Origin of the sequence: Haloarcula quadrata, assembly GCF_003634715.1 — an archaeon.
GTDB lineage: Archaea > Halobacteriota > Halobacteria > Halobacteriales > Haloarculaceae > Haloarcula > Haloarcula marismortui.
The window spans coordinates 1,160,802-1,183,767 of sequence record NZ_RBWW01000001.1 but is presented as its reverse complement, the minus strand read 5'-3'; the positions used below and the strand labels follow the sequence as shown (position 1 = coordinate 1,183,767).

Sequence of the window (22,966 nt, the reverse complement as noted above, 5' to 3'; positions counted from 1 at the left end):
GACCCGAAAACGGTGTCGACCAGACAGCGCTCCTCAACTGTTGTCGGCCTGCTGCTCCGCGATGCCCGTGTAATCGGTCGGCGTCAGCGCTTCCAGTTCGGCCCGCACCTCGTCGCTCACGTCGAGGTCGGCGAACATATCATGGAAGTCTTCAATAGTAACCTCGCGGCCTCGCGTCGCCTTCTTCACCTGTTCGTAGGCGTCAGCGTACCCTTCACGGCGAAGAATCGTCTGGACGGCTTCGCCGATGATCTCTGGCGTCCCAGCCAGGTCGTCGGCCATTACCTGCTCGTTGGGGACGACCTTCGCCAGCCCGTTCTGGCACTTGCTGTAGCCGATGAGACAGTGGGCGAAGGCGGCCCCGATGTTGCGCTTGACCGTCGAGTCAGAGAGGTCCCGCTGGAGCCTGGAGTTTGTGACGTAGTCGCCGAGGAAGCGAAGGTCTGAGTTCGCTTTCGAGAGGTTCCCCTCGCTGTTCTCGAAGTCGATGGGGTTGACCTTGTGAGGCATCGTCGAGGACCCAGTCTCGCCCTCGACGGCCTCCTGCCCGAGATAGCGGTCCGAGACGTACAGCCACACGTCGAGGTCGAGGTCAAGCAAGATGTTGTTCGCGCCCCGGAGCGCGTCGAACAGGACCGCGAGGTCGTCACAGGGGTTGACCTGTGTCGTCAGCGGTTCGTGTTCCAGTCCGAGGCCGCCGACGAAGGACTCTGCGAACGTCGGCCAGTCCACGTCAGGGTAGGCGGCGACGTGGGCCGCGTAGGTTCCCGACGCACCGGCGAGCTTTCCGGAGAGGCCCTCAGCAGCACGCTCCACACGGCCGATGGCCTGCCCCAGCCGCGAGGCGTAGACCGCCATCTCCTTGCCGAACGTCGTCGGCGTCGCAGGCTGGCCGTGTGTGCGGGCCAGCATCGGCACGTCAGCGTAGGTGTGGGCCATCTCCACCAGCGTATCCCGAATCTCGCGGAGTTCGGGAATCAGCACCTCCTGAGCGGCGGGCTTGACCAGCAGCCGCTGGGCGAGGTTGTTCACGTCCTCGCTGGTCAGCCCGAAGTGAATCCAGTTGGCGGCATCGAGGTCGTCGGGCATACCCAGTCGGATGAAGTACTCGATGGCTTTCACGTCGTGATTGGTCGCCGAATACTCCCCGTACCCCTCAGTTTCGAGTTGCTTGACGACGCTCGCGTCCTCGTCGTCGAACTCCTCGTACAGCGCCCGGAGTGTCGCGCGCTGACCATCGTCGATTGACAATGGTGTGGCGTCGAGGTCGGCAAGTGCGATGAGATACTCGACTTCGACTTCGACGCGGGCGCGCATCAGCGCCCGCTCGCTGGCGTACGGGACGAGCGGTTCGGTGTAGCGGGCGTATCGGCCGTCGAGCGGCGAAACAGCGGCCAGTGGCCCTCTCTCGGTCATACCCGAGTGTGCGCGGGAGGCGCGAAAAAGCGTGTCGTTCTCCCGCAACCGCGACGCGGTGCAGTTGCGACGCGTGGCGTGACGGTGGAACGGGGCAGAAACGGGGGTTCGGTAAAAAAGAGGCGCGTCGTTAATTGCTGAACTCGTTGCAGACCGGGATACCGACCGTGTTGTAGTCACTCATCGCGGCCAGTTCGTCGGGCACTTGATGGATGTCGACCGTGTCCTCGACCAGCGCCGTCGGGTCGAGTTTGCTCGATTCCACCATGTCCAGCATTTCGCTGTACCGCGATGGCTGGAGCCCGAGTGACCCCTTGAAATCGATTTCTTTGGCGACGAACTCGTCGGTCGGGAGCGACACCATCCCCGCCTCCTCGCTGGTGGTTAGTCCGATCTGGACGTGCGTCCCGCCTTTGCGGAGCGAGTTTACGGCGTTCTGGCAGGTCGTTGCGATACCGAGGGCGTCTGCGGATACGTCGGCCCCGCCGTCAGTGATGTCCCTGACCGCCTTTGCGGGGTCGTCGACCTCCTGTGCGTTGACGGTGGCGACAGCGCCAAGCTCTTCCGCGCGGTCCAGTTTTTCGTCCATCAGGTCGACGCCGATGACGTTGCCGCCAAGAGCGTTCGCGATATGGACCGCCGAGAGCCCGATGCCACCACAGCCGTGGATGACGACGTCGTCACCAGCACTGACCGGTGCCCGGTGGGCCATCGCATGGAAGGAAGTCATGAACCGACAGCCCATGCCGGCGGCTGACTCCGCATCGATGTCGTCCGGGAGCGGAACGGCATTGAGGTCGGCGTTGGGAATGTGGACCTCCTCGGCGAACGCGCCGGGTGCCTGATTCATGAACCCGAGACCGATGTGGTTCTCGCAGATGTTTTCCCGCCCGTTTCGACAGAGGTCGCAGTTCCCGCAGGCGAAGTTGAACGGAATGGCGACCTCCTGTCCCTCCTCGATGTTTTCGACGTCTTCGCCGACAGAGACAATCCGGCCTGTCGGCTCGTGACCGAGGACGTGTGGCGGGTCAGGCCGGTACCCGAACCAGTCCCAGTCCCCCTGCCAGCAGTGCCAGTCGGACCGACAGATACCACAGCCGATGACCTCGGCGACGGCACCGTCCGGCTCCGGTTCGGGGCGTTCGACTTCTTGTACTGTTAGCGGCTCCTGAAACTCTTCTAGTAGTACTGCTTGCATTACACTATTAACATAGGATATATTACTAATGAATATTATGGTTTTTGAGGTACAATATCTTCGCGATCGAGGAGGTCCGCACCCCTGATATTGTGGTTACTCGGCTGCGTCAATCTAAGTCCAGAATAATTTCAGATAACTGCCGCTGCTGCCGAAGCCGATGACACATATCAAGTAGCCATATTTTCGTCCACATCGAAATACCTTCGACAGAGAGTGAAGAGATGGTCCCGCTAGCGGCCAATCCTCAACTCAGCCAGCCGTAGTCGCCGTCGGCATCGCCAAAGCGGCCATCCGGTGGGTCAAAGCGATAGAGGTCCTGTCCAAGTGCGACCCACGCGAGGCCGTATACGGTTGCCGCCGCTGGCTGGACTTCGAACCCGAGGAACGCGATAGTCCCGAGGCCAAGCAACACGCCCAGCCAGGGTGGCTGGATGCGAGTCCTGACGAGGCCGGCCGCGACCAGTATCGACCCGCTGACCAGCACGAGTACGCCGATTCCGATGACCGCCTCGCCACCACCGGAGAGGAGGCGGACCAGTTGTCCGACGGCGAAAACGAGGCCGCCGAGGCCGCCGGCCCACGCACCGATGGTCCCTGGCCGCTTCATCCGTGCGCCGTAGAAATCCTCAATGGCATAGTGACCGGCTACGACACCGAGTGCGGAGAGGGCGGTTCCGGCGAGGATGGAGGTACTCATTTCGGTCTGACCGGTCGCGGACAGCACCACGGCCCAGCCAACCCAGACGACACCACCGACGGCGGCGACCGCACCCGCGCGCTGACACCGTAGCTTCGCCATACGGGCGAGTTGGCGGCGGGCTACAAATGCGCACCGAACCGGTACACGCCGAGAATACAGACATAGCTAATGTGGCGTGGTCGCACACAACAGTCCAGCCGGGGGTTTCGCAACAACTTTGCACGGTCCGGTCGGTCAGTCCCACATGAAACTCGCCGGTATGGCCAGTAACCGCGGCCGAAATCTCATGAACATCGCGGACCGCGCCCCGGGCGGGGCGGAGTTCGCCGTCGTTCTGACTAACGACGCAGATGCGCCGGTACTCGAAGCAGCCGCCGAACGCGGCATCCCGACCGAAGTCGTCGAGCGCGACGCGGACGAATCGCGCGAGTCCCACGAGGAGCGCGTTCTCGACGCCCTTTCGGAGTACGACTTCGACCTCGTCACGCTGGACGGCTATATGCGCGTCCTCAGCGAGACGTTCCTCGAAGGGACACCGACCGCGTTGAACGTCCATCCGAGTCTCCTGCCGAATTTCACCGGGGCGAACGCCCACGAGCAGGTCCTCGACGCCGGCGTGAAGGTGACGGGCTGTACCGTCCACGTCCTTGATGAAAGCGTCGACGGCGGCCCCATCGTCACGCAGGAACCGATTCCCGTCTTCGAAGATGACGACGAGGACAGTCTCAAAGAGCGCGTGCTCTATGAAGGCGAGTTCACCGCCTACCCGCGCGTCATCGAGTGGTTCGCCGAGGACCGCGTCACCATCGACTGGGATGAAGGGACGGTCTCAGTAGAGGGCGACGAGGGCGGAGACTTCCCTGCCCGCCGCATCGTCTCGGATGACCTCGCATCGAGTCTGCGCTATGGGGAGAACCCCCATCAGAACGCCGCGCTGTACACTGACACGACCGTCTCGGAGGCCAGCGTCGTCCACGCCGACCAGCTGAACGAGGGCGCGAAGGCGCTGTCGTACAACAACTACAACGACGCCGACGGCGCGCTAAATCTCATCAAGGAGTTCGAGGAGCCGGCCGCCGCGGTCATCAAACACACCAATCCCGCGGGCTGTGCGACCGCCGACTCCGTGGCCGACGCCTACGAGAAGGCGCTGTCGACGGACCCGATGAGCGCCTTCGGCGGCATCGTCGCGCTGAACCGCGAGTGTGACGCCGCCACCGCCGAGCAGATCATCGACTCCTTCAAGGAAGTCGTCGTCGCGCCCGGTTACACCGACGCCGCGCTCAACGTGCTGTTCGAGAAGGACAATCTCCGCGTTCTCGATGTGAACGAGAACTTCGAGGTCACCGACAGCCTGACCGAAAAGCCCCTCGTTGGGGGCCGACTCGTTCAGGAGCGGGACACCCAGCACCTCTCAGTCGACGATCTTGAAGTCGTCACCGAGCGCGAGCCGACCGACGAGCAGATCGAGTCGATGCTGTTCGCCTGGCACACGCTCAAACACGTCAAGTCCAACGGCATTCTCTTCGCTGACGGGACGGAAACGGTCGGCATCGGCATGGGGCAAGTGTCCCGGGTCGACGCCGTCCGACTGGCCGCGATGAAGGCCGACGAGCACGCAGAAGGGAAAGACGCCGAGGGCGCTGTGATGGCCTCGGACGCCTTCTTCCCGTTCCCGGACGGTATCGAGGAGGCCGCTGACGCCGGTATAGAAGCGGTCATCCAGCCCGGCGGCTCGAAGAACGACGAGAGCGTCATCGAGGCCGCGGACGAACACGACATCGCGATGGTGTTCACCGGTCAGCGGTCGTTCAGACACGACTGAGCAGTAACGAGGGGGTGTCCGAACCTCGATAGACGAGTGCAGCGAGTCTATCGGTGGTTCCGTCACGACTGATGGCGGACTTTTTCCGGGGCGTTGCCGGGCTGACTATCGGCAACGAAAGAGGTTTGATACCGGATACTGAATCAGCGACCGATGGCAGATAATGAAGACAGGGAGGAGGCTGTCCGCGACGCTGTGGACGTCTCTCGAAGCGGTGCGCCGGCGGGTGGGAGTGTCATCCGGGACCGGTTCTCCGCCGACGAGATATTCCAGCGCATCATTGTCGCGGCAGACGAGGAGGTAACAGTTGGGACCCGCGAGCTGTTCTTCGCCGGGATCGCTGGCGGGTTCGCTATCACCGTGACGTTCATGCTGTACGCGTCGCTGTACGCGAAAACCGGTGGCGACCCAATATTGAGCGCGCTCCTGTATCCGCTCGGGTTTGTTTTCATCATTCTCGGGGATTATCAGCTCTACACCGAAAATACGCTCCCGCCGGTCGCGCTCGTCCTCGAACGGCTGGCGAGCCTCCCCTCGTTGCTTCGCATCTGGGGTGTCGTCCTGATTTCGAACGTCTTTGGCGGGATGCTCGGCGCGCTCGCGCTGGCGACGACCAACGTTCTCTCCGCCGACGCGGCGGCGGCTGCCGCCGGGTTCGCGCAGAAAGCTATCGAGACATCCCAGATAACGCTGTTCTCGAAGGCAGTGTTCGCCGGCCTCATCGTCGCCGGCGTCGTCTGGGTCGATTACTCGCTGCGGGACAGCATCTCGCGGCTCGTGTTGATATACATCTCGTTTCTGGCGATTCCGTTCGGAAACCTCTACCACGTCGTCGTCTCTGCGACGGAGATGTTCTATCTGGTGTTCATCGGCGAACTGGCGCTATCTGTCGGCCTCTGGCAGTTCGTTCTGCCGGTACTCCTCGGCAACTCCGTCGGTGGCGTCGTCCTCGTGACCGTCGTCAACTACTTCCATACGACTGAACGGCGACTCGAAACGGCGCGGGACGAAGGACCCAAGCGCCAGCTCACTCTCCGAGAGTGGGTCTGGGGCGGATGGTCCGCCTCCGGCCGCTCATACGTCCCGGCAACTGACGAAGTTCCCAGAACCGATCCGGAGTCACGAGAGAACGAGCGCTGACACAAACCATTTTAACGCCCTCCGGCTATCGTTGGTGTGAACTGGGTGAAAGATAACCGGCTACTGCTTCTGTTTGCCGCCGTCGTTCTGACGACACTGGGGACCGTCGGGATTGGGATCGTTGGTGTCGTGGCAACACTCGGGGCGCTTCTCGGTGGCGGCGCGGTTGTCCAGACGTTTGCCACGTTCCTGCTTGGCACATTGTTGCTCGTGGGCGTCGATATCGTTTTGTCGGTCGCGCTGGTCCGTGCGCTGGCCCGGCGGGCGTCGGTTCCGAAGAGCCAGCGCGTCGCTGGTGGTCTCGGCCGTCTAGAATCGATTATTCCACCGCTGGCGTCGCTTGGGCTCTCCGATGTGTTCGCGCCACCGGAGCCGACGGTTGAGGAGCGACACGAGGCGCTGACGCGTCGGTACGTCGAAGGGGAACTCTCCGAGGCCGAATACGAGCGGGAACTGCAGGCGCTTCTCGGCGAGGGCGAGAGGACGGAGACGGAACTGCTGGATGACGACATCGCGACTGACCTGTCGCGGCCCACGGCGACCGACACCGAATACGAGCCGGCCCGGGAATAGCACTGAGCGGGTTTTACATGGTCGCCCGACGACAGGTCAGGTATGGACGCACCCACGTTTCTTGAAGTCGAGGTGGAACGGGACGCCGTCGCCTCGGTGCTTGACGCTGTTCCCGGCGTCGCTGTTGTCGACGACGCCACTGCTGTCCCATCACCGGGACCAGCAGAGCCGGATGAGGCCGAGGATTCCGGCCCCAGTCTCACGGACCGCCTCGGGTCGCTGTGGCGACAGTGGGGGCTGCTCGGCACGGGGCTGTCCCTCATCGCGCTCGGCGGGGCTACGGTCGGCCTCTGGTGGTACCGTCGCCGCAACGCTGACGAAACCGATGTTGGTAGTGGCGACGAATATGCGTCGGAATGGGACACGGAAGGCCCGGATGCGACGGCATCACCGGCCGAGTCAGCCGTTGACACGCCATCGCCAACCGAAACGGAGTTCGAGCCGACAGCAGCGGTAGAAGAGGCCGAGGACACGCAAACCCCGGAGACCAAAGAGACAACGCTGGCCGCAGAGATGCCACAAACTGAGTCCGGGCATCGACAGCAGGACCACGGGAGAGAGACCGAGCCGGCTGGCGTCACCGGGTCTGAGATGGGAGCGGAGACGCTGGAGCGAGAGAAACCGGAGCACGATGAGACAGACACCGATGAACGGCCGGAAGCGAAGATCGACCCGGCACCGCTGCTTGGGGCCGCGTTCCTGATTCTGTCGAGCGCGCTCGGTCGGTGGGCCACGCGCGACCGGAACGAACAGGCGTAATTGTCGCTCGCAGGACAGCGAAGGCCGACGGCTGGCGGGCTGTTCGGGGCGTCTTCACGCCGGAGACACGTGCCAGTCCGACAGGCTAAAGCGAGCGGCTCCGATAGCCCGACCATGGAGTTCCACGAGGCCGCGAACTTCCTCTTCGAGTTGCGCCGGTTCGCCCCGCGAGCCGGTACTGATGCCACGCAGGACCTGCTATCGTCGCTCGGTGACCCACAGGAGGGGCTTCGCTGCATCCAGATTGCGGGGTCCAACGGAAAGGGGTCTACCGCGCGGATGGTCGAACGAACGCTACGGGAAGCCGGCCTCGATGTCGGACTGTACACGTCCCCACATCTCGACGACGTGCGTGAGCGAATCCGTATCAACGGCCGGAAGCTCTCCGAAGCCGCCCTCGTCGAGTTCGTCGAGTCGGTCAGAGCGGACATGACCGAACAGGCCGCGGCCAACGACTCGCCCACCTTCTTCGAGACGATGACCGCGCTGGCACTGTGGGAGTTCGACCGTCAGGACATCGACATCGCAGTGCTGGAAGTCGGTATCGGCGGCCGATACGACGCCACGAGCGTGGTCGACCCGGTCGCCAGCGCTGTCACGTCCGTGACGCTCGAACACACCCACATCCTCGGCGACACCGTCGAAGAAATCGCCCACGACAAGGCCCACGTCGCCCCAGAGGACGCCCCACTGGTGGCTGGGACGACTGGCGACGCGCTGGCCGCCGTCCACGAGGTCGCCGACGACGTTGTGACTGTCGGCGAGGGCGACGATGCCGACGTGACGGCCACGTACGACGGTCGTGAAGGGCTGGAAGGGGCAGTCTCAGTCGACGGTTCCGGCTGGCGCGTCGATACTTACCTCCCGCTGCTGGGCGCACATCAGGCACAGAACGCCGGAATCGCAGCCACGCTGTGCCAGCAAGTCGCGGACATCTCACAGACGGACCTCGAACGCGGCCTGCGAAACGCCCACTGGCCCGGTCGGTTCGAGGTGATGAACGAGTCGCCGCTGGTCGTCCTCGATGGGGCTCATAACCCCGGAAGCATTGAGCGCACCGCGGAGACGCTATCCTCGTTCGACTACGACGACCTCCACGTCGTCATCGGTGCGATGGTCGACAAGGACCACGAGCGCATCGCCGCGGCGCTGCCGGACCCGGACCACGTTGTCGCTTGCCAACCCAACGTCGACCGGGCGGAGTCCCACCACGTCGTTGCGGCCGCGGTGGAGAACGCGACCGATGCCACGGTCGAGACGCGCAGCGACGTTGCAGGGGCGCTCGATATCGCACTCGACGCCGCGGATTCCGGCGACGCGGTCCTCGTGGTGGGGTCGCTGTACGCCGTGCGGGAGGCCCGGACTAATTGGTCACGGTCGCTAGTCCCCAAACAGGTGGATTCGCTGGCCGAGGCTCGGGAAACCATCGAGAGCGCCCATATTACCGATACCGGGGCCTGGCGGATGCGAGGCAAGGGCGTCCACCGCGTCCTGCGTACCCGTGTCCAGCCGCGACAGGCTCAGTACCTCAAGGAGGAACTGCTGTCGCTGGGTGGGGAATGTGCCGTCTCTGGGCTGGACGGACAGGGCGAGGAAACCCTCGACGTGGTCATGATGGCGACGATGGCCCAGTACAAGCGCCTCGCGGAGAAGCTGGACGGCCAGCTCGACGGGCTCGCGTCGTTCGCCGACGAACTACGAACGGCACTGTCTATCCAGCAGCCAGAGCCAGACACGTCGACGACGTATCCCTGGCACGACGGGACAGCCGTCATGGGCATCTGCAATATCACCCCGGACTCATTCCACGACGGCGGCGAGTACAACGCTGTCGAGGACGCCGTCTCTCGCGCCGAGCGGATGGTCGAGGCGGGTGCGGATATCCTCGACATCGGCGGGGAGTCGACTCGACCCGGTGCCGAACCAGTCCCGGTCGAGGAGGAAATTGACCGCGTCGTCCCGGTTATCGAGCGGCTTTCGGAGCTAGATGTCGCCATCTCCGTCGACACGCGGAAGGCCCCTGTCGCGCGAGCGGCACTCGACGCCGGCGCGGACATCCTGAACGACGTGTCCGGCCTCGAAGACCCCGAGATGCGCCTCGTCGCCGCCGAGTACGACGTGCCGGTGGTTGTGATGCACTCCATCGAGACACCAGTCGACCCGGACAGCGACATCCACTACGACGACGTGGTCGAGGACTGCATCGACCAGCTGACCGAGCGCGTTCTGCTCGCCGAAAAGGCCGGGCTCAACCGCGACCAGATTATCGTCGACCCCGGCGTCGGCTTCGGGAAATCGCCCACGGAAGATTTCAAACTGCTCGACCGCCTCCCGGAATTCGAGGCACTCGGCTGCCCGATTCTGGTTGGGCACTCCCACAAGTCGCTGTTCGGGCTGGTCGGGCAAGAAGCGGGCGACTGTCTGGAGGCGACCATCGCCGGGACGACGCTGGCGGCCGAACGGGGGGCTGACATCGTTCGCGTCCACGACGTCCCGGAGAACGTTGCTGCTGTTCGCGTCGCCGAGGCAGCCCGTGATCCACAGAAATTCGAGGACTGATTCTGACTGCTGAACAGGCGGCCGGATAATCGCCGGACGTGACTGCCGACCCCAAATTTTTGGCCCTTCTGTTTATATTTCTCAATGGTGAGAATTAGAGGCGAACATATAACCCCTATGTCTGTTGACCTTTCGCCATGGCATCTCAGCACGAGCGTACAGGCCCACGAGCGCGTATCACTGAATCTGACAGGGCAGGCGTCGACGGTGTGACGCTCACCGACCGTATCGGGCTGGACGCCGGAGAGATACGCTGGCGGAAGGAATTCACTGGATTTGACGGGTCGGACGTCGACAATCTCACCGCGATGGCAGACGAGACGAACGCCCGAGCCGAAGCTGTCGTCGACGACTTCTACGATCATCTGCAGTCATTCGACGAGACTGTCGAGATTTTTGGGCGGTCAACCAAGTCAGTCGACCAGCTCAAAAACACACAGACGCAGTACCTCCGCGACCTAGTCGCCGGGACCTACGACAAACAGTACTTCGAGAACCGGGCCCGTATCGGGAAGATTCACGATATGCTCGACCTCGGCCCGAAGATATATCTTGGGGCCTACAGCATCTATTTCGAACACTTCCTGCGGACAATCGTCGAAGACCTGCAATCAGGCGACGCTGCCCGGGACGAGGCCCTCGAAGAAATGCAGTCGCGGGCGCTCTCCGTATTCAAACTCCTGAATCTTGACCAGCAGGTCGCGATGGACACCTACATCGACTCGTACAGCCAGCGTCTGGAATCGGCAATCGATGACCAGCAAACGCTGATGCAGGAAGTCGAAAGCGGACTACAGGAGCCAATCGACGAACTGAGCGCCTCAGCCGAGGAGGTCGCACAGACGAACCAGCAAATAAACGAGACTGCCGAGAGCCAGTCCGAATCGATGGACGAAGTGGCGGGCGAAGTCGCGGATATGAGCGCGACAATCGAGGAGATTGCCTCGACCGCGGAGGAGGTGGCGAGTACCAGCACATCGGCCGAACAAAAGGCGGAGCGCGGGAACGAAGCCGCACAGCAGGCCGCGGCCATGATGAACGACGTCGACGACGCCGTCGATACGGTTTCCACAGACATCGCCGGCCTCCGAGAGCAAGCCGACGAGATCGATGACATCGTCGAAGTGATAAACGACATCGCTGACCAGACCAATATGCTCGCGCTGAACGCCTCCATCGAGGCCGCACGCGCCGGAGAGGCTGGCGATGGGTTTGCTGTCGTCGCCGACGAAATCAAGACGCTCGCCGGGGATTCACAGGAACACGCGAACCAGATCGAGGACACCGTCACGGAGATTCAGGACGAGACCGTCGACGCCGTCGAAAGCCTCGAAACCGTGACCGAGCAGGTGACTGAGGGCATCGACCAGGTCGAGACGGCAGCCGAACGGCTCGAAGAGATCGTCTCGGCGGTCAACGAGGCGTCACAGGGCATTCAGGAGGTCTCTGCGGCGACCGACGACCAGGCGGCGTCGACAGAAGAGGTCGCCAGCATGGTCGACGAACTGTCGAGCGGCATCGACGATATGTCGGCACAGCTCGACGACCTCGCGGCGACGAACGAAAGACAGACAGAGAAGATTCAGGACGTGGCCGAGACCGCACGTCGACTCGACACAGATACAGCGTAACTTCGAGCGCCAGCCAGCCACATAATCAGAGGGGTGGAACCGGGTTGTACCCGCTCACACACCACCCAAAGAGCTATTCCGGACTGTCGAGAGCACCGCGTATGAACCGACGCGACATCGTCCGTGAGGGCTATGACGATATCGCCGCAACCTACGCGGCCGAGCGTGACGGCGAGGGTCGCGAGCGCGGTCTGGTCGCGGCCCTCGCGGACCGTCTGCCCGCCGAGAGTCAGGTCCTCGATGCCGGCTGTGGCGCTGGGACGCCCGCGATGGACGTTCTCGCAGCCGACCACACTGTCACGGGGCTGGATATCTCTCGCGAGCAGCTACGAACGGCGCGCAAGCGGGTCCCCGGACCGCGGCTCTGTCAGGGAGATCTGGCAGCGCTGCCGTTCCCAGCAGACACGTTCGATGCGATCGTCTCACTGCACGCGGTCATCCACGTCCTGCGAGCGGAACACGCCGCCGTCTTCGCCGAGTTCGAGCGCGTGCTCGAACCGGGCGGTCGGCTACTGACCGCGCTGGGCAACGAACAATGGGAAGGCAACAACGAGGATTGGCTGGAGACCGGGACCGAGATGGCCTGGAGCTTCCACGGCCGCAAGCGCAATCGCGAGCTACTGGCCGAGGCCGGCTTCTCCGTCACCGACGTCGAGACCGTCGACGACGAACTCGGTGGGGTGTTCGCGTTTTTCCGGGCGCGAGCGTAGCCCTATCCCTGCTCACTCCGTCTTTGCCGGTGGCTCGACGGCCTCGGCTTCTGTCTCGGTCACGCGGATGCCCTTCGAAGCGAGGTGGCGCATCTGGCGACGGACGAAGTCCTCCTCGGTCGTCCCTCGCGTCGCGAGAATGACCATCCGGGCGTCACCAGCGGGGCGCATCGTCCGCCCGGCCCGCTGTGCGCCCTGTCTACGGGACCCACCCAGTCCGGAAGCGACGAGAGCGAGTTCGGCGTCCGGCAGGTCGATACCCTCGTCGCCGACGCGGGAGACGACCAGCGTGGTCAGTTCGCCGCGGCGGAACTCGTCAAACAGCTTCTCCCGGCGGGCGTGTGGCGTCTCGCCGCTGATAAACGGCGCATCGATGGCCTCACTAATAGCCTCACCCTGGTCGAGGTACTCGATGAACACTAGCGCCTTCGCGGCCGGGTTCTCGGCCAGCGCGTAGCGTATCTCGTCGATTTTTCCGGTGTTGCTGGCGGCGGCCTGTCGGCGGTCGTGGCCCGACGTGGAACTGTACTCGGACTGTTCGGTTTCGTCCCCCCACGGCACGAGACGGATCTCGACCTCCGGTTCGGCGACGTAGCCCTCGTCGAACAGTTTGCCCCAGTCCGTCCCGATTGGCGGACCGATGAGCGTGAATATCTCCTCCTCGTCGTCGCTCTCTCTGGTCGGCGTGGCGGTCAATCCCAACCGGTGTTTGGTCTGGAGGTCCGCGCTCCGGCGGTGAATCGGCGAGGGGACGTGGTGGACCTCGTCGAAGACGATGAGGCCCCACTTGCGCTGGTCGAACAGCTTCCGGTGGCGGTCCATTCCGGCGGTTCGATAGGTGGCGATAGTGACGGCGCGTATCTCCTTTTCACCACCGTGGTACTCGCCGATATCGTCGTCGGTCAGGGAGGTGTGTCGGACCAGTTCGTCGCGCCACTGTGTCGCAAGTTCGCGCGAGGGGACGAGAATCAGCGTCTCGCCGCCGATGGCGGCCATCGCACCCATCGCGGCGACGGTCTTGCCCGACCCGGGCGGGCCGACGAACACGCCCGAGCCCTGTTCGGTGAACCGCTCCACCCAGTCCTGCTGGTAGTCTCGCAGGCGCAGGCGCAGATCCATCTCGATGGCGTCGCCCGTTTCAAGATCACGGTCGTCCCGGACCGGATAGCCTGCCTCGTACAGCGTGCGCTTGATTTCGGCGGTCGCGTCCTCGTTGACCCACGACTCCGAGTCCGAGATGGGGGCTCGGAGGTGGTCGTCGTCAAGTTTCGGGCGTGCGACATTGCCCATCAGGTCGTCGCTTTCGGCTTCGAGTACGACGTACCCGTCTTCGTGAGTCTTCAGGCGGAACTTCCGGGCTCGTTCCCACTGGCTCGTCACCCATTCTTCGAGGTGAGGCGAGCGCTCGCCCAGCACGTCCCGCATCGTCGTCAGAAGGTCGTCTAAGGACTCGTGGGGCGCGGCCCAGATATCCTCCTCGCGGAGTTCGTACACGTAGCCGCCCGAGCGGTTGGTGTCTTGCAGGCGAGCGAACTGCGAGAGCTGTGCTCGCGTGAACTGGTCGGGATGTTCGACGACGACTTCCCGGCGGTCGGGAAACAGGACCACACGCTCGCGGTCGGTCACCTCGGCAATATCTGTCGGATACCACACGGACTCGACCTCGGACACGTCCTGACGCTCGATGTCGCCGTCGTCGGCGAGACGCTCCAGTGCCGCCCGTGCCTCGTCGGGCGTCAGATCCGTTTTGCGAGAGAACTCCGTCGCCGTCAGATGCGGACGGCCGACGGCATCGATGGCGTCGTAGACGGCGTCGAGTTCGAGTTCCGGGGTGGAGTCAGAGTCGTCGTCTCGGTCGGCTGGCTCCTCGTCTGTCACTACCGAATGGAAGGGACCGACGCTCAAACGGGTTTCGTCTGGACCGTCCCTGACGCGGGTGTGAATACATACCTTAATATAGCGCCACCTAGACCTGCCGGCATGGTTGAGGGAATCGCGGCTGGACCGTGGTCGATCGTTCCAGCGCTCGTCGCCATCGGTCTGGCCTGGTACACCCGAGACGCGCTTATCGGGCTGTTCGTCGGTATCGTCATCACAGGCGTGCTTGTGGGCGCATTACACCCACAGGCAGTGGGGGTCCCATCGGACCTGATCACCGCTGGCGGTGAGGTGGCGACCGTCCAGCCACAGGCCGAGGACGGGAGTCCCTGGACGGTCGGCGTCGGTGGCATCGTACTTGGCGGTATCTTCGGACTGAAGCTCGTTCCGGAAATAATCGCCACGGCCCCGCTGTTCGGGGAGTGGTACGTCAAGAACGTCCTGCTCGCCATCTTCGCCATCGGCGGGCTGATCGGACTGATGATTCGAGCCGGTGCGATACAGGGCGTGCTGGAGGCCCTGGTGGCGCGGGCCGAGTCCGCCGCAGACGCCGAGAAGGCCGCGTTCCTGGCCGGTATCGCAATCCACATTGACGACTACTTCAACTGCCTCGTGGTCGGCTCGATGATGCGACCGTTGACCGACAAGTTCGACGTGTCACGCGCCAAGCTGGCCTACTACGTCGACTCAGCGGGGTCGCCGGCGTCCCGGCTCGCGTTTTACTCAACGTGGGGCGCGGCGATGGTCGGCTTCATTGGGGGCGGCCTCGTGGAGGCACAGCGTCAGGGAACGCTGCCGTCCGGGATGACAAACTTCGTGAACACCGGCGGCGAGCAAGTTACCGCGGCGACCGGGGCCGTCTGGCCGCTGTTTTTCAACACGCTGTTTACTGGCTTCTATTCGTGGATCGCGCTCGGCCTCGCCGGCCTCGTCGCGTGGCAAGTCGTGCCAAACATCTACGGGATGGGAACCGAGGAGTCCCGAGCGAGAAACGAGGGGAAGGTCGTCGGCGACGACGCCGACCCGATGATTTCCGCTGAGATGGACGAATACGAGGTATCCGAAACTGCCACGCCGGACTGGCGGAACTTCGCCTGGCCGATCCTCACGATGATTGTCGTCGGCCTCGGCGCGATGTTCTGGCGGGCCAGCCCCGTCATCTACGTCAAGGGGAAGGAAGGGATGGGGGCCACGCTGCTCCAGCTCGGCAGTTGGCAGCTAATCACGCCGCCAAGCGGTCCCTGGGCGTTCAACATCGGCGGCGTCCAGCTCGGCCTCGCCTCGTTCTCAGCACTCATCGTCGGCTTCCTGCTGTATCGCTGGAAGGGCGACATCCCGTCGAACGACGACGCGACTGATGCGATGATGGTCGGCTTCAAGGGCATCCTCCTTGCGGCCGTCATCCTGATGTTCGCCAGTTCCATCCAGAACGCAGTGACGATACTGGGTGTTTCGTCGTTCGTGACGAACGTCTTTGGCGGCGTGCCGGCGTTCATTATTCCGGTGGGCGTCTTCCTCGTGACTTCCTTCGTCAGTTTCTCCGACGGGTCATCGTGGTCGACCTACGGCATCATGTTCCCCATCGCCATCCCGCTGGCGTTCTCGACGGGCGCGAACCTCCCGCTGGTCCTCGGCGCGGTGTTCAGCGGCGGCATCTTCGGTGACCACACCTCGCCAATCAGCGACACGACCGTCTTGGCCTCCTCAACGAGCGGGAGCGACCACATGGTCCACGTCAGGAGCCAGGCACCTTACGCCCTCATGGCGGCGGGTATCGCGGCCGTGCTGTTCCTCGTGTTCGGACTGGTGCTTCCAGAAGGGTTCCGCGTCATCCCGTACTGACGGGCGGCGATTTGTCCCCGTCCTCACCGCGTCTGAGCCCCGTGCCGATTAGAAAAGACCGGCATCCTCAATTTGCTTCTCGTAAAGGTCCTCGTACCTCGCCCGGACCTGCGCGTGGTCGAACTCGGCGCAGGACTCGTCGACGGTCCGGCGTTCGAAGCCGGCCGATTCGGTGATTTTGTCGGCGATTTCCTGCGGGTTCGTCACTCGGAACGCACGGTCGCGCTGCTCGATGAGTTCGTGAGCAGACGACTCGGCCTGGTACTCCACGATGCCGATACAGCCACAGGCCATCGCCCAGAGGAGATCTGTGGCGAAGCACTCCCGGAACGCTGTCTGGACAAACACGTGCGCACCCTTATAAATCGAGACGCGCTCTTCAGTGTCGCACGCGCCAGCGAAGGTCACGCGGTCGTCGATACGGAGGTCGGCCGCCTCCTGTTCGTAGTGCGCTCGTTCCGGCCCGTCCCCAATAATCGTCGCCGACCAGCCCTTCTGCCTGAGTTCCGCCAGACCCAGCAGTAGCGATTCGACGTTCGCACTGCCGTCCAGTCGGTGGGCGTACACCACGTCGATTTCCTCGCCAGCATCGACTTCACTGACGAGGTCCATGTCGATGCTCTGTGGGAGTATCGCAGTCTGGTCCGCCGTCGCCCCCCGCTCGCGGACCCGCGTGCGGACGAGTTCGGAGGGGGTGATGAGACAGTCGGATGCCTGGAGTGCAAGGCCAGCCCAGCGGTTTTCGGGCACATTCTCGTCCCCGAACCACTCCGTGAGAAGCGGCGCACGCGAAAGCGTTGCACCGGTCTTGGCCGCGAGTGCGACTGACGCTGGCGTCGGGTGAACGTGAACGACATCCGGGCGGTATCGTGCCAACATGACCGGGAGGCGGACACAGAAGGAAGGGACAGTCGGCGAGACGGTAACGGCGCGGTACGTGATGCCGTCACGCTCGCGCTGATTGTCGAACCCCGGCCACCACTGCGAACAGAACACGGTCACGTCGTGGCCGGCAGCGGCGAGTTCGGTGGCCACCCGCTTCAGCCGGGTCCGGCCCACTGTGTCCCGGTACTGACTCGTCTCCATGGCGACGACCGCGACACGCATACAGGGGTGACGACGTGGCCGCTCAAAAATCCACCCGTTCGCGGTTGACGACGATAGGTGGCGGATTGGCCGTCGGAACTGTCGTTCGACTGGATGTTTATTACAGCGACTCTGCAACGTGTCAGTGTATGAGCGATGATGACGACCTCGAAGCGGCGGTACGGGACCTCCGCGCCGAGGTCGATGCCCTCCAGACACGCATCACCGCCCTGGAATCGAAACTGGACACCGACCCGCCTCCGTCTGTCGGGGACGAAACTGCAACCACTGAAGCGGACACGGCGGCCGCCGAATCGGAGGCCCCGGACGATTCGGGGACAGCGCCAGAGACCGGCGAGACAGCCGACAGCGACGCGCCTGTCGACGAGCGGAACTGGGAGCGCGACATCGGGATGAAGTGGCTCGGCGGGGTCGGCGGGCTCGCGCTGGTGGTCGGCGTTGTCTTCTTCATTCGTCTGGCCATCGAAGCGGGCTACCTCGGCCCGCTCGGGCGTGTGTTCACCGGCACAGCGGGCGGGCTCATACTGCTCGCGGGCGGTCGGTACGCCGCCGAGCGGCAGGGCTACGACCGATGGGGTCGGCTCGTCGCGGGGACCGGCCTCGCCATCGCGTATTTCAGCGTCTACGCGGCCTACGGTTTCGAGTCGTATCGAGCCGCCATCGGAGCGCCGCTGTGGGTGGTTCTGCTGGTCCTGACAGCTCTCGTGGCCGCCACAGCGGTTGTCTCGGTGCGGGACCACGCGCCGGCCGTCGCCGGCGAGGCGTTCCTGCTGGGTTATGTCACTTCCTACGTCGGGCTCGATGCTGGTTCCTTCGTCGTCTCGCCGGCCTACGTCGTGCTTCTCACGGCCGGGCTGGTGACCATCGCCGCCGTCCGGCCGTGGAGCCGGCTCGTCCTCGGCAGCGTCCTCCCGGCCTACGTGCTCCACATCGTCTGGATGGACAGGCTAGAGCCACCCGAAGCGGTTGCCACCGCTGTTCTCGTCGCGACGTTCGCCGTCTACGCCGCTGGTGTGTACGTGCTCCGTGCGAGCGACCGAACGGACCGATGGCACCGCCGACTGGTGGAGGCGACGACAGGGCTCAACGCCGTGTTCGCCGTAATCCTGCTGGAAGGCGTCGTTCGTCGACTCATCCCGACAGCGCCAGACGGGGTGGCTGTCGGCGCAGTCGGACTCGCTCTCGGCGGCGTCTACGCCGTCACGGAGTCACGCCTCGGACAGCAAGACAGCGCGGCTGGGGTGCTGGCCGTCGTGCTACTCGCCGTTAGCGTCGTCCTCGCGGCCGACCCGTTCCTCGCGACCGCCGGTCTCCTCCTCCTGCTCTGTGGGGCGTTGGCGCTCGGGTCGCGCCGCGACGCGATGGCAGTTCGTGTCGGCGGGCACCTCGTCGCCGTCGGGACCGTCGCCAAACTGCTCGCCGTGGACGCGACCGAATTACCGGCGTTCTCGCTCGCGGACCCGCTGGCGACCGCGATGGGGCGACCAGCCGCATACCTGCTGGGAATCGCGGTCTTCTACGCGCTCGGTCGGTGGTTCGGCGGCGCATCGACGACGGTGCCAAGCACTGACCGCGAACTCTCGGTGGCTGCGCCGTACGCCTGGACGGCGACCGGGCTCGCGGTGGTGCTTCTGGGGCTGGAGCTTTCGGGGGCGGGGCTGTCGGTTGCGTGGGCCGTCCTGGGGCTCGCGTTCGTCGGGGTTGGCCTCGCGCTGGATGACCGCAGTCGTCGGCTTCAGGGCGTCGTCGTCCTCGGCCTGGTGACGACCAAGGTGTTCCTCTACGACACGCAGGGGCTCGATACGCTCGCCCGGACCCTTTCGTTCCTCGTACTGGGTGGCATCCTCCTCGTCGCCTCGTACGCGTACGCCCGCTGGCAGGGTGAGGAGCCACTCAGGCGACTCTCTGGATAACAGCCGCCGCGTTCCGCTGAATCAGACCACGGCCGCCACAAAGGGTTTTGCCGGTCCCTGCCCTCTCTCCGGTTGTGACCGCGTACGACCTTTCGCGCTATCTGAACGTCCGGAGCGCCTACGGCAGCTCGTTCGCGCCGGACGGGACGCTCGCTTTCCTGATGAACACGACCGGCGTTGCCCAGCTCTGGTCGCTTCCCGAACCCCACGGCTGGCCCGAACAGTTGACGTTCTACGACGACACTGTGAGCTTCGTCGACTTCTCGCCCGAACGCCAGGAACTCGTCTTCGGCATGGACGAGGGCGGCAACGAGCGGGCGCAGCTATACCGGCTCGACGCGGACGGGCACATCCACGAACTCACTGGGATGCCCGACGCGAAACACCGCTGGGGCGGCTGGTCGCCCGATGGTGAGCGGTTCGCGTTCGCGTCGAACCGCCGAAATGAGGCTGTCTTTGACATCTACGTACAGGACCGCGACGCGACCGGCGACGATGCGGAACTAATCTGGAAGGGCGACGGCTGGTTCTCTGTCGGCGGCTTTTCGCCCGACGGTGAGCGACTGCTAGTCAGCGAAGCCCACTCCAGTTTCGACCAGGACATCTACGTGCTTGACATCGACAGCGGGAACCGCAGCCATCTCACGCCACACGAGGGGAAGGTCCGCTACACGAGCGCGTCGTGGGGACCGGAGGGCGAGGCGGTGTATCTCGTCACCGACGCCGAAAGCGACACGCTCGAACTTGCCCGCCTTTCGCTTGAGGGCGACCTCGACATCGTCCGCTCGGACGAACAGTGGAACATCGACGGCGTCGCGCTTGACAAGGACAGTGGCCGTCTCGTGTACTCGCGCAACGTCGACGGCTACAACGAACTCACCGTCGGCGAACTGACAGGGCCGACAACCATTGAGACGTTCCCGACGCCGGACCTGCCGGGCGGGCTGGCCGGGGGCGTTTCGTGGGGACCCGATGCCGAACGGTTCGCCGTCAGCGTCACCGGGCGGCAGGTCAACACCAACGTGTTCGTCGTAGAGGCCGAAACCGGCGAGAGCGAGCAGTGGACGGCCGCCTCGACGGCTGGCATCCCGCGCGAGACGTTCATCGCGCCAGAGGTCGTTCGGTTCGATTCGTTCGACGGGCGCGAGATTCCGGCGCTGTTCTCGCTGCCAGAAAGTGCAGCTAACGGAAATGATGCGGACGGCGACACGCCTGTCATCGTCGACATCCACGGCGGCCCGGAGAGCCAGCGTCGCCCCTCGTTCTCCGGTCTGACCCAGTACTTCCTCTCGCGGGGGTACGCCGTCTTCGAGCCGAACGTCCGCGGGTCGACCGGCTACGGGAAGGCCTACACGCACCTCGACGACGTGGAAAGGCGGATGGACTCCGTGAAGGACCTGCGAGCGGGCGTCGACTGGCTCCATGACCACCCGGCTGTCGACCCCAACCGAATCGTGGCGATGGGTGGGTCTTACGGCGGCTTCATGGTGCTTGCGGCACTGACTGAGTACCCGGACCTCTGGGCGGCCGGCGTCGACGTAGTCGGCATCGCCAACTTCGTGACGTTTCTGGAGAACACCGGTGACTGGCGGCGGGAACTCCGCGAGGCCGAGTACGGGTCTCTTGATACGGACCGCGAGTTCCTCGAATCCATCTCGCCGATCAACAACGTCGACCGAATCAACGCGCCGCTGTTCGTCCTCCACGGGGCCAACGACCCGCGTGTTCCGGTCGGCGAGGCCGAGCAAATCGCCGAGCAAGCGGCCGAACAGGGAGTTCCCGTGGAGAAACTCGTTTTCGATGACGAGGGACACGGCATCAGCAAGCGGGAGAACCGCATTGAGGCGTACACCGCTGTCGTCAAATTCCTCGACGACCACGTCTGAGCGAGTCATACTAACGTTGTCGCGGGTCCACTGTACGCGTGTTGTCACCGGTGCACCGGGTAGTTTCAAACTATGAGAGCGTTCAGGCGGATTTATTACGCTGCCGAAGCACCGTTTCGTATGGAGATAGCCGAGCGCTCGCGAGCGCGGGTGCAGGAACGCCTCGCCCGACTCGAACAGGAGTTCGGCTCGACGCCGGTGGACCAGACCACCTTTTCGGTGGGCTCGGAGGCGTACCAGCGTGCTGTCGAGCGCTCACGGGAGGGGCAGGTCGACGTGCACGCGTTCGTCCACAACGAGTCGGGCGACGTGTTGCTGAGCGACGCTGACGGGTCCTGGGAGATCCCGCAAGGCCAGACACAGGGGGCCGAGCGGCCGGCGACAGCGGTCGAGCGGGTCGTCACCGAAACGGCCGGCGTCGCGTGTACGATTCGGGACGCGGTTCGAGCGACCATCTGTGGCGTGCGAAACGAGGCGGACCCGGACGCCGAGACGGTGTACCGGCTCAGTATCGTGTTCGACGCGGAGATCAAAAGCACCGCGGCCGAAAGCAGTGGCGCTGAGACGACCGGCGAGGCTGAAGCGTCGATCCGGTGGGACGACGCGGGCGATATCGCGGTGGCGGAACTGGTTTAGATAACGCCGGTGACCGTCGCCGCTTCGATGGCCGCTTCTTCACTCATTCCGTCCCCGAGCACCGTGTAGCGGTCGCGGATCTGATGAGCCGTGGTCAGCGCTTCGATCACCGTCTCGTCGTCGATGCCGAGTTCGTCTGCCGTCGTCGGCGCGCCGATGGCGGCCAGTGCGTCTCTGGCGTCTTTCCACTTGCCTTTCTGGCCGCTGTGGAGGTACTCGGTCATGATCGAGCCGACACCGACCTGATGGCCGTGGAGCGCGCCGTCCGGGACGAGTCGGTCCAGCTGGTGCGAAAACAGGTGTTCCGCCCCGCTTGCTGGACGCGAGGAATCGGCGATAGACATCGCAACGCCTGAGGAGACGAGCGCTTTGACGACAATCCAGGATGACTCCTCAAGCCCCTGTTTTATCGAGTCGGCGCTCTCAACGAGCATCTCGGCGGTCATCTGAGAGAGCGCGCCAGCGTACTCGGAGTAGTGGACGTTTTTGAGTCGGTGGGCGAGCTGCCAGTCCCGAACCGCAGTGTAGTTCGAGATGATGTCGGCACAGCCAGCAGTGGTCAGCCGCCAGGGGGCCTCGGCCAGTACCTCGGTGTCGGCGATGACCGCCAGTGGCGGCTCGGCGGCGACGCTGTGGCGCGTATCCCCCTCAGGAACTGAGCCCCGACCAGAGACGATGCCGTCGTGGCTCGCGGCCGTCGGCACCGAGACAAACCCCAGTCCGAGGTCGTCGGCCGCCATCTTCGTGATATCGATAGCTTTCCCGCCGCCGACACCAAGCAGGAAGCCCGCGTCGATCTCCGAGGCGTGGTCGATGACCTGCTGGACGGCGTCGAAACTGGCTTCCTCAATGACGATTTCGGAGGGGTCATACCCCTCGTCCTCGAACTGTTCGACGACCCGCTTGCCAGCGACATCGTGTGGCGTCGGACTGGAAACGACGAGCGGCCGGCCAGTCAAGTGGAGTTCACTCACGGCCCCGATTGTCCGGCTGAGGACACCGTGCCCGACCACGACGTTCCGGGGGAGACGGATCCAGGTGCGTTTCTCGAACATGGTTGCCTGTCTCCGGGCACGCGTGAAAACAGTTTAGGTGCGCAGCATCAGTCAGGGCGCCGAGACCGAACCGGCGGCAAATCTTTTGACAAAGATTACACACCAGTTTTCCAAAAACAATTATTAACATCCACG

At 64.1% G+C, this 22,966-nt stretch carries 17 protein-coding genes; 11 read left to right on the top strand and 6 right to left on the bottom strand.

The genetic code is table 11. From position 1 onward, the window contains the following. Positions 1–33: 33 nt before the first annotated feature. The 3 genes from purB to BDK61_RS06060 all read right to left on the bottom strand — a co-directional run bounded on the left by purB (position 34) and on the right by BDK61_RS06060 (position 3,416). Entirely contained in the window at positions 34–1,416 is a 1,383-nt protein-coding gene (gene purB / locus BDK61_RS06070) for an adenylosuccinate lyase (protein ID WP_121302645.1), read from the bottom strand. Between the two features lie 130 nt (positions 1,417–1,546). Then, positions 1,547–2,614, bottom strand: a complete 1,068-nt coding sequence (locus BDK61_RS06065; protein WP_004963011.1) for a zinc-dependent alcohol dehydrogenase family protein — start codon at positions 2,612–2,614, stop codon at positions 1,547–1,549. A 247-nt stretch (positions 2,615–2,861) separates the two neighbouring features. Continuing rightward, positions 2,862–3,416 (bottom strand): hypothetical protein, encoded by a 555-nt coding sequence (locus tag BDK61_RS06060; protein WP_121302643.1) that lies wholly within the window; start codon positions 3,414–3,416, stop codon positions 2,862–2,864. A gap of 145 nt (positions 3,417–3,561) precedes the next feature. Here BDK61_RS06060 and purH point away from each other — a divergent pair, with 145 nt between their 5' ends. From purH to BDK61_RS06025, 7 genes are all read left to right on the top strand, one after another. Beyond that, positions 3,562–5,142: a bifunctional phosphoribosylaminoimidazolecarboxamide formyltransferase/IMP cyclohydrolase gene (gene purH / locus BDK61_RS06055; protein WP_121302641.1), complete on the top strand. Its 1,581-nt coding sequence runs from the start codon at positions 3,562–3,564 to the stop codon at positions 5,140–5,142. A 153-nt stretch (positions 5,143–5,295) separates the two neighbouring features. Next, complete coding sequence (locus tag BDK61_RS06050; protein WP_004963016.1) at positions 5,296–6,282, top strand: formate/nitrite transporter family protein; 987 nt, start codon at positions 5,296–5,298, stop codon at positions 6,280–6,282. Between the two features lie 36 nt (positions 6,283–6,318). Beyond that, complete coding sequence (locus BDK61_RS06045) at positions 6,319–6,855, top strand: hypothetical protein (RefSeq protein ID WP_004963019.1); 537 nt, start codon at positions 6,319–6,321, stop codon at positions 6,853–6,855. Between the two features lie 42 nt (positions 6,856–6,897). Next, complete coding sequence (locus BDK61_RS06040; protein ID WP_121302639.1) at positions 6,898–7,614, top strand: hypothetical protein; 717 nt, start codon at positions 6,898–6,900, stop codon at positions 7,612–7,614. Between the two features lie 114 nt (positions 7,615–7,728). Next, positions 7,729–10,173: a dihydropteroate synthase gene (gene folP / locus BDK61_RS06035; protein WP_121303904.1), complete on the top strand. Its 2,445-nt coding sequence runs from the start codon at positions 7,729–7,731 to the stop codon at positions 10,171–10,173. A gap of 137 nt (positions 10,174–10,310) precedes the next feature. Further along, complete coding sequence (locus BDK61_RS06030) at positions 10,311–11,804, top strand: globin-coupled sensor protein (protein WP_121302637.1); 1,494 nt, start codon at positions 10,311–10,313, stop codon at positions 11,802–11,804. Between the two features lie 101 nt (positions 11,805–11,905). Continuing rightward, the gene (locus BDK61_RS06025; RefSeq protein WP_121302635.1) at positions 11,906–12,514 is read left to right on the top strand and encodes a class I SAM-dependent methyltransferase; all 609 of its coding nucleotides are present in this window, start codon (positions 11,906–11,908) and stop codon (positions 12,512–12,514) included. Between the two features lie 12 nt (positions 12,515–12,526). Here the strand turns inward: BDK61_RS06025 and BDK61_RS06020 are convergent, their stop codons facing one another. Then, positions 12,527–14,392 carry a DEAD/DEAH box helicase gene (locus BDK61_RS06020; RefSeq protein WP_004963031.1) on the bottom strand — a complete coding sequence of 622 codons (1,866 nt, stop codon included), beginning with the start codon at positions 14,390–14,392 and terminating at the stop codon, positions 12,527–12,529. Between the two features lie 102 nt (positions 14,393–14,494). On the opposite strand from BDK61_RS06020, the gene BDK61_RS06015 reads away from it, so the two are divergent. Continuing rightward, the gene (locus BDK61_RS06015) at positions 14,495–16,234 is read left to right on the top strand and encodes a Na+/H+ antiporter NhaC family protein (RefSeq protein ID WP_004963035.1); all 1,740 of its coding nucleotides are present in this window, start codon (positions 14,495–14,497) and stop codon (positions 16,232–16,234) included. 48 nt (positions 16,235–16,282) lie between these two features. On the opposite strand, the gene BDK61_RS06010 is transcribed toward BDK61_RS06015, so the two are convergent. Next, entirely contained in the window at positions 16,283–17,341 is a 1,059-nt protein-coding gene (locus BDK61_RS06010) for a glycosyltransferase (RefSeq protein ID WP_121302633.1), read from the bottom strand. A gap of 128 nt (positions 17,342–17,469) precedes the next feature. Here BDK61_RS06010 and BDK61_RS06005 point away from each other — a divergent pair, with 128 nt between their 5' ends. The 3 genes from BDK61_RS06005 (at position 17,470) to BDK61_RS05995 (ending at position 21,776) form a co-directional block, all read left to right on the top strand. After that, positions 17,470–19,254 carry a DUF2339 domain-containing protein gene (locus BDK61_RS06005; RefSeq protein WP_121302631.1) on the top strand — a complete coding sequence of 595 codons (1,785 nt, stop codon included), beginning with the start codon at positions 17,470–17,472 and terminating at the stop codon, positions 19,252–19,254. Positions 19,255–19,328: 74 nt separating this feature from the next. Then, complete coding sequence (locus BDK61_RS06000; RefSeq protein ID WP_121302630.1) at positions 19,329–21,140, top strand: S9 family peptidase; 1,812 nt, start codon at positions 19,329–19,331, stop codon at positions 21,138–21,140. A 120-nt stretch (positions 21,141–21,260) separates the two neighbouring features. Continuing rightward, positions 21,261–21,776 carry an NUDIX hydrolase gene (locus BDK61_RS05995; RefSeq protein WP_007188304.1) on the top strand — a complete coding sequence of 172 codons (516 nt, stop codon included), beginning with the start codon at positions 21,261–21,263 and terminating at the stop codon, positions 21,774–21,776. Here the strand turns inward: BDK61_RS05995 and BDK61_RS05990 are convergent. After that, on the bottom strand, positions 21,773–22,831 hold the full coding sequence (locus BDK61_RS05990) for an NAD(P)-dependent glycerol-1-phosphate dehydrogenase (RefSeq protein ID WP_121302629.1): 1,059 nt from the start codon (positions 22,829–22,831) through the stop codon (positions 21,773–21,775). The two genes, BDK61_RS05995 and BDK61_RS05990, sit on opposite strands and share 4 nt — an antisense overlap. Positions 22,832–22,966: the final 135 nt, after the last annotated feature.

Coding starts and splice junctions, on each gene's coding strand:
- BDK61_RS06010 (WP_121302633.1), bottom strand. CDS start 17,341: ATGCGTGTCGCGGTCGTCGCCATGGAGACGAGTCAGTACCGGGACACA.
- BDK61_RS06025 (WP_121302635.1), top strand. CDS start 11,906: ATGAACCGACGCGACATCGTCCGTGAGGGCTATGACGATATCGCCGCA.
- BDK61_RS05995 (WP_007188304.1), top strand. CDS start 21,261: ATGGAGATAGCCGAGCGCTCGCGAGCGCGGGTGCAGGAACGCCTCGCC.
- BDK61_RS06050 (WP_004963016.1), top strand. CDS start 5,296: ATGGCAGATAATGAAGACAGGGAGGAGGCTGTCCGCGACGCTGTGGAC.
- BDK61_RS06065 (WP_004963011.1), bottom strand. CDS start 2,614: ATGCAAGCAGTACTACTAGAAGAGTTTCAGGAGCCGCTAACAGTACAA.
- folP (WP_121303904.1), top strand. CDS start 7,729: ATGGAGTTCCACGAGGCCGCGAACTTCCTCTTCGAGTTGCGCCGGTTC.
- BDK61_RS06060 (WP_121302643.1), bottom strand. CDS start 3,416: ATGGCGAAGCTACGGTGTCAGCGCGCGGGTGCGGTCGCCGCCGTCGGT.
- BDK61_RS06015 (WP_004963035.1), top strand. CDS start 14,495: ATGGTTGAGGGAATCGCGGCTGGACCGTGGTCGATCGTTCCAGCGCTC.
- purB (WP_121302645.1), bottom strand. CDS start 1,416: ATGACCGAGAGAGGGCCACTGGCCGCTGTTTCGCCGCTCGACGGCCGA.
- BDK61_RS06030 (WP_121302637.1), top strand. CDS start 10,311: ATGGCATCTCAGCACGAGCGTACAGGCCCACGAGCGCGTATCACTGAA.
- BDK61_RS06005 (WP_121302631.1), top strand. CDS start 17,470: ATGAGCGATGATGACGACCTCGAAGCGGCGGTACGGGACCTCCGCGCC.
- BDK61_RS06040 (WP_121302639.1), top strand. CDS start 6,898: ATGGACGCACCCACGTTTCTTGAAGTCGAGGTGGAACGGGACGCCGTC.
- purH (WP_121302641.1), top strand. CDS start 3,562: ATGAAACTCGCCGGTATGGCCAGTAACCGCGGCCGAAATCTCATGAAC.
- BDK61_RS05990 (WP_121302629.1), bottom strand. CDS start 22,831: ATGTTCGAGAAACGCACCTGGATCCGTCTCCCCCGGAACGTCGTGGTC.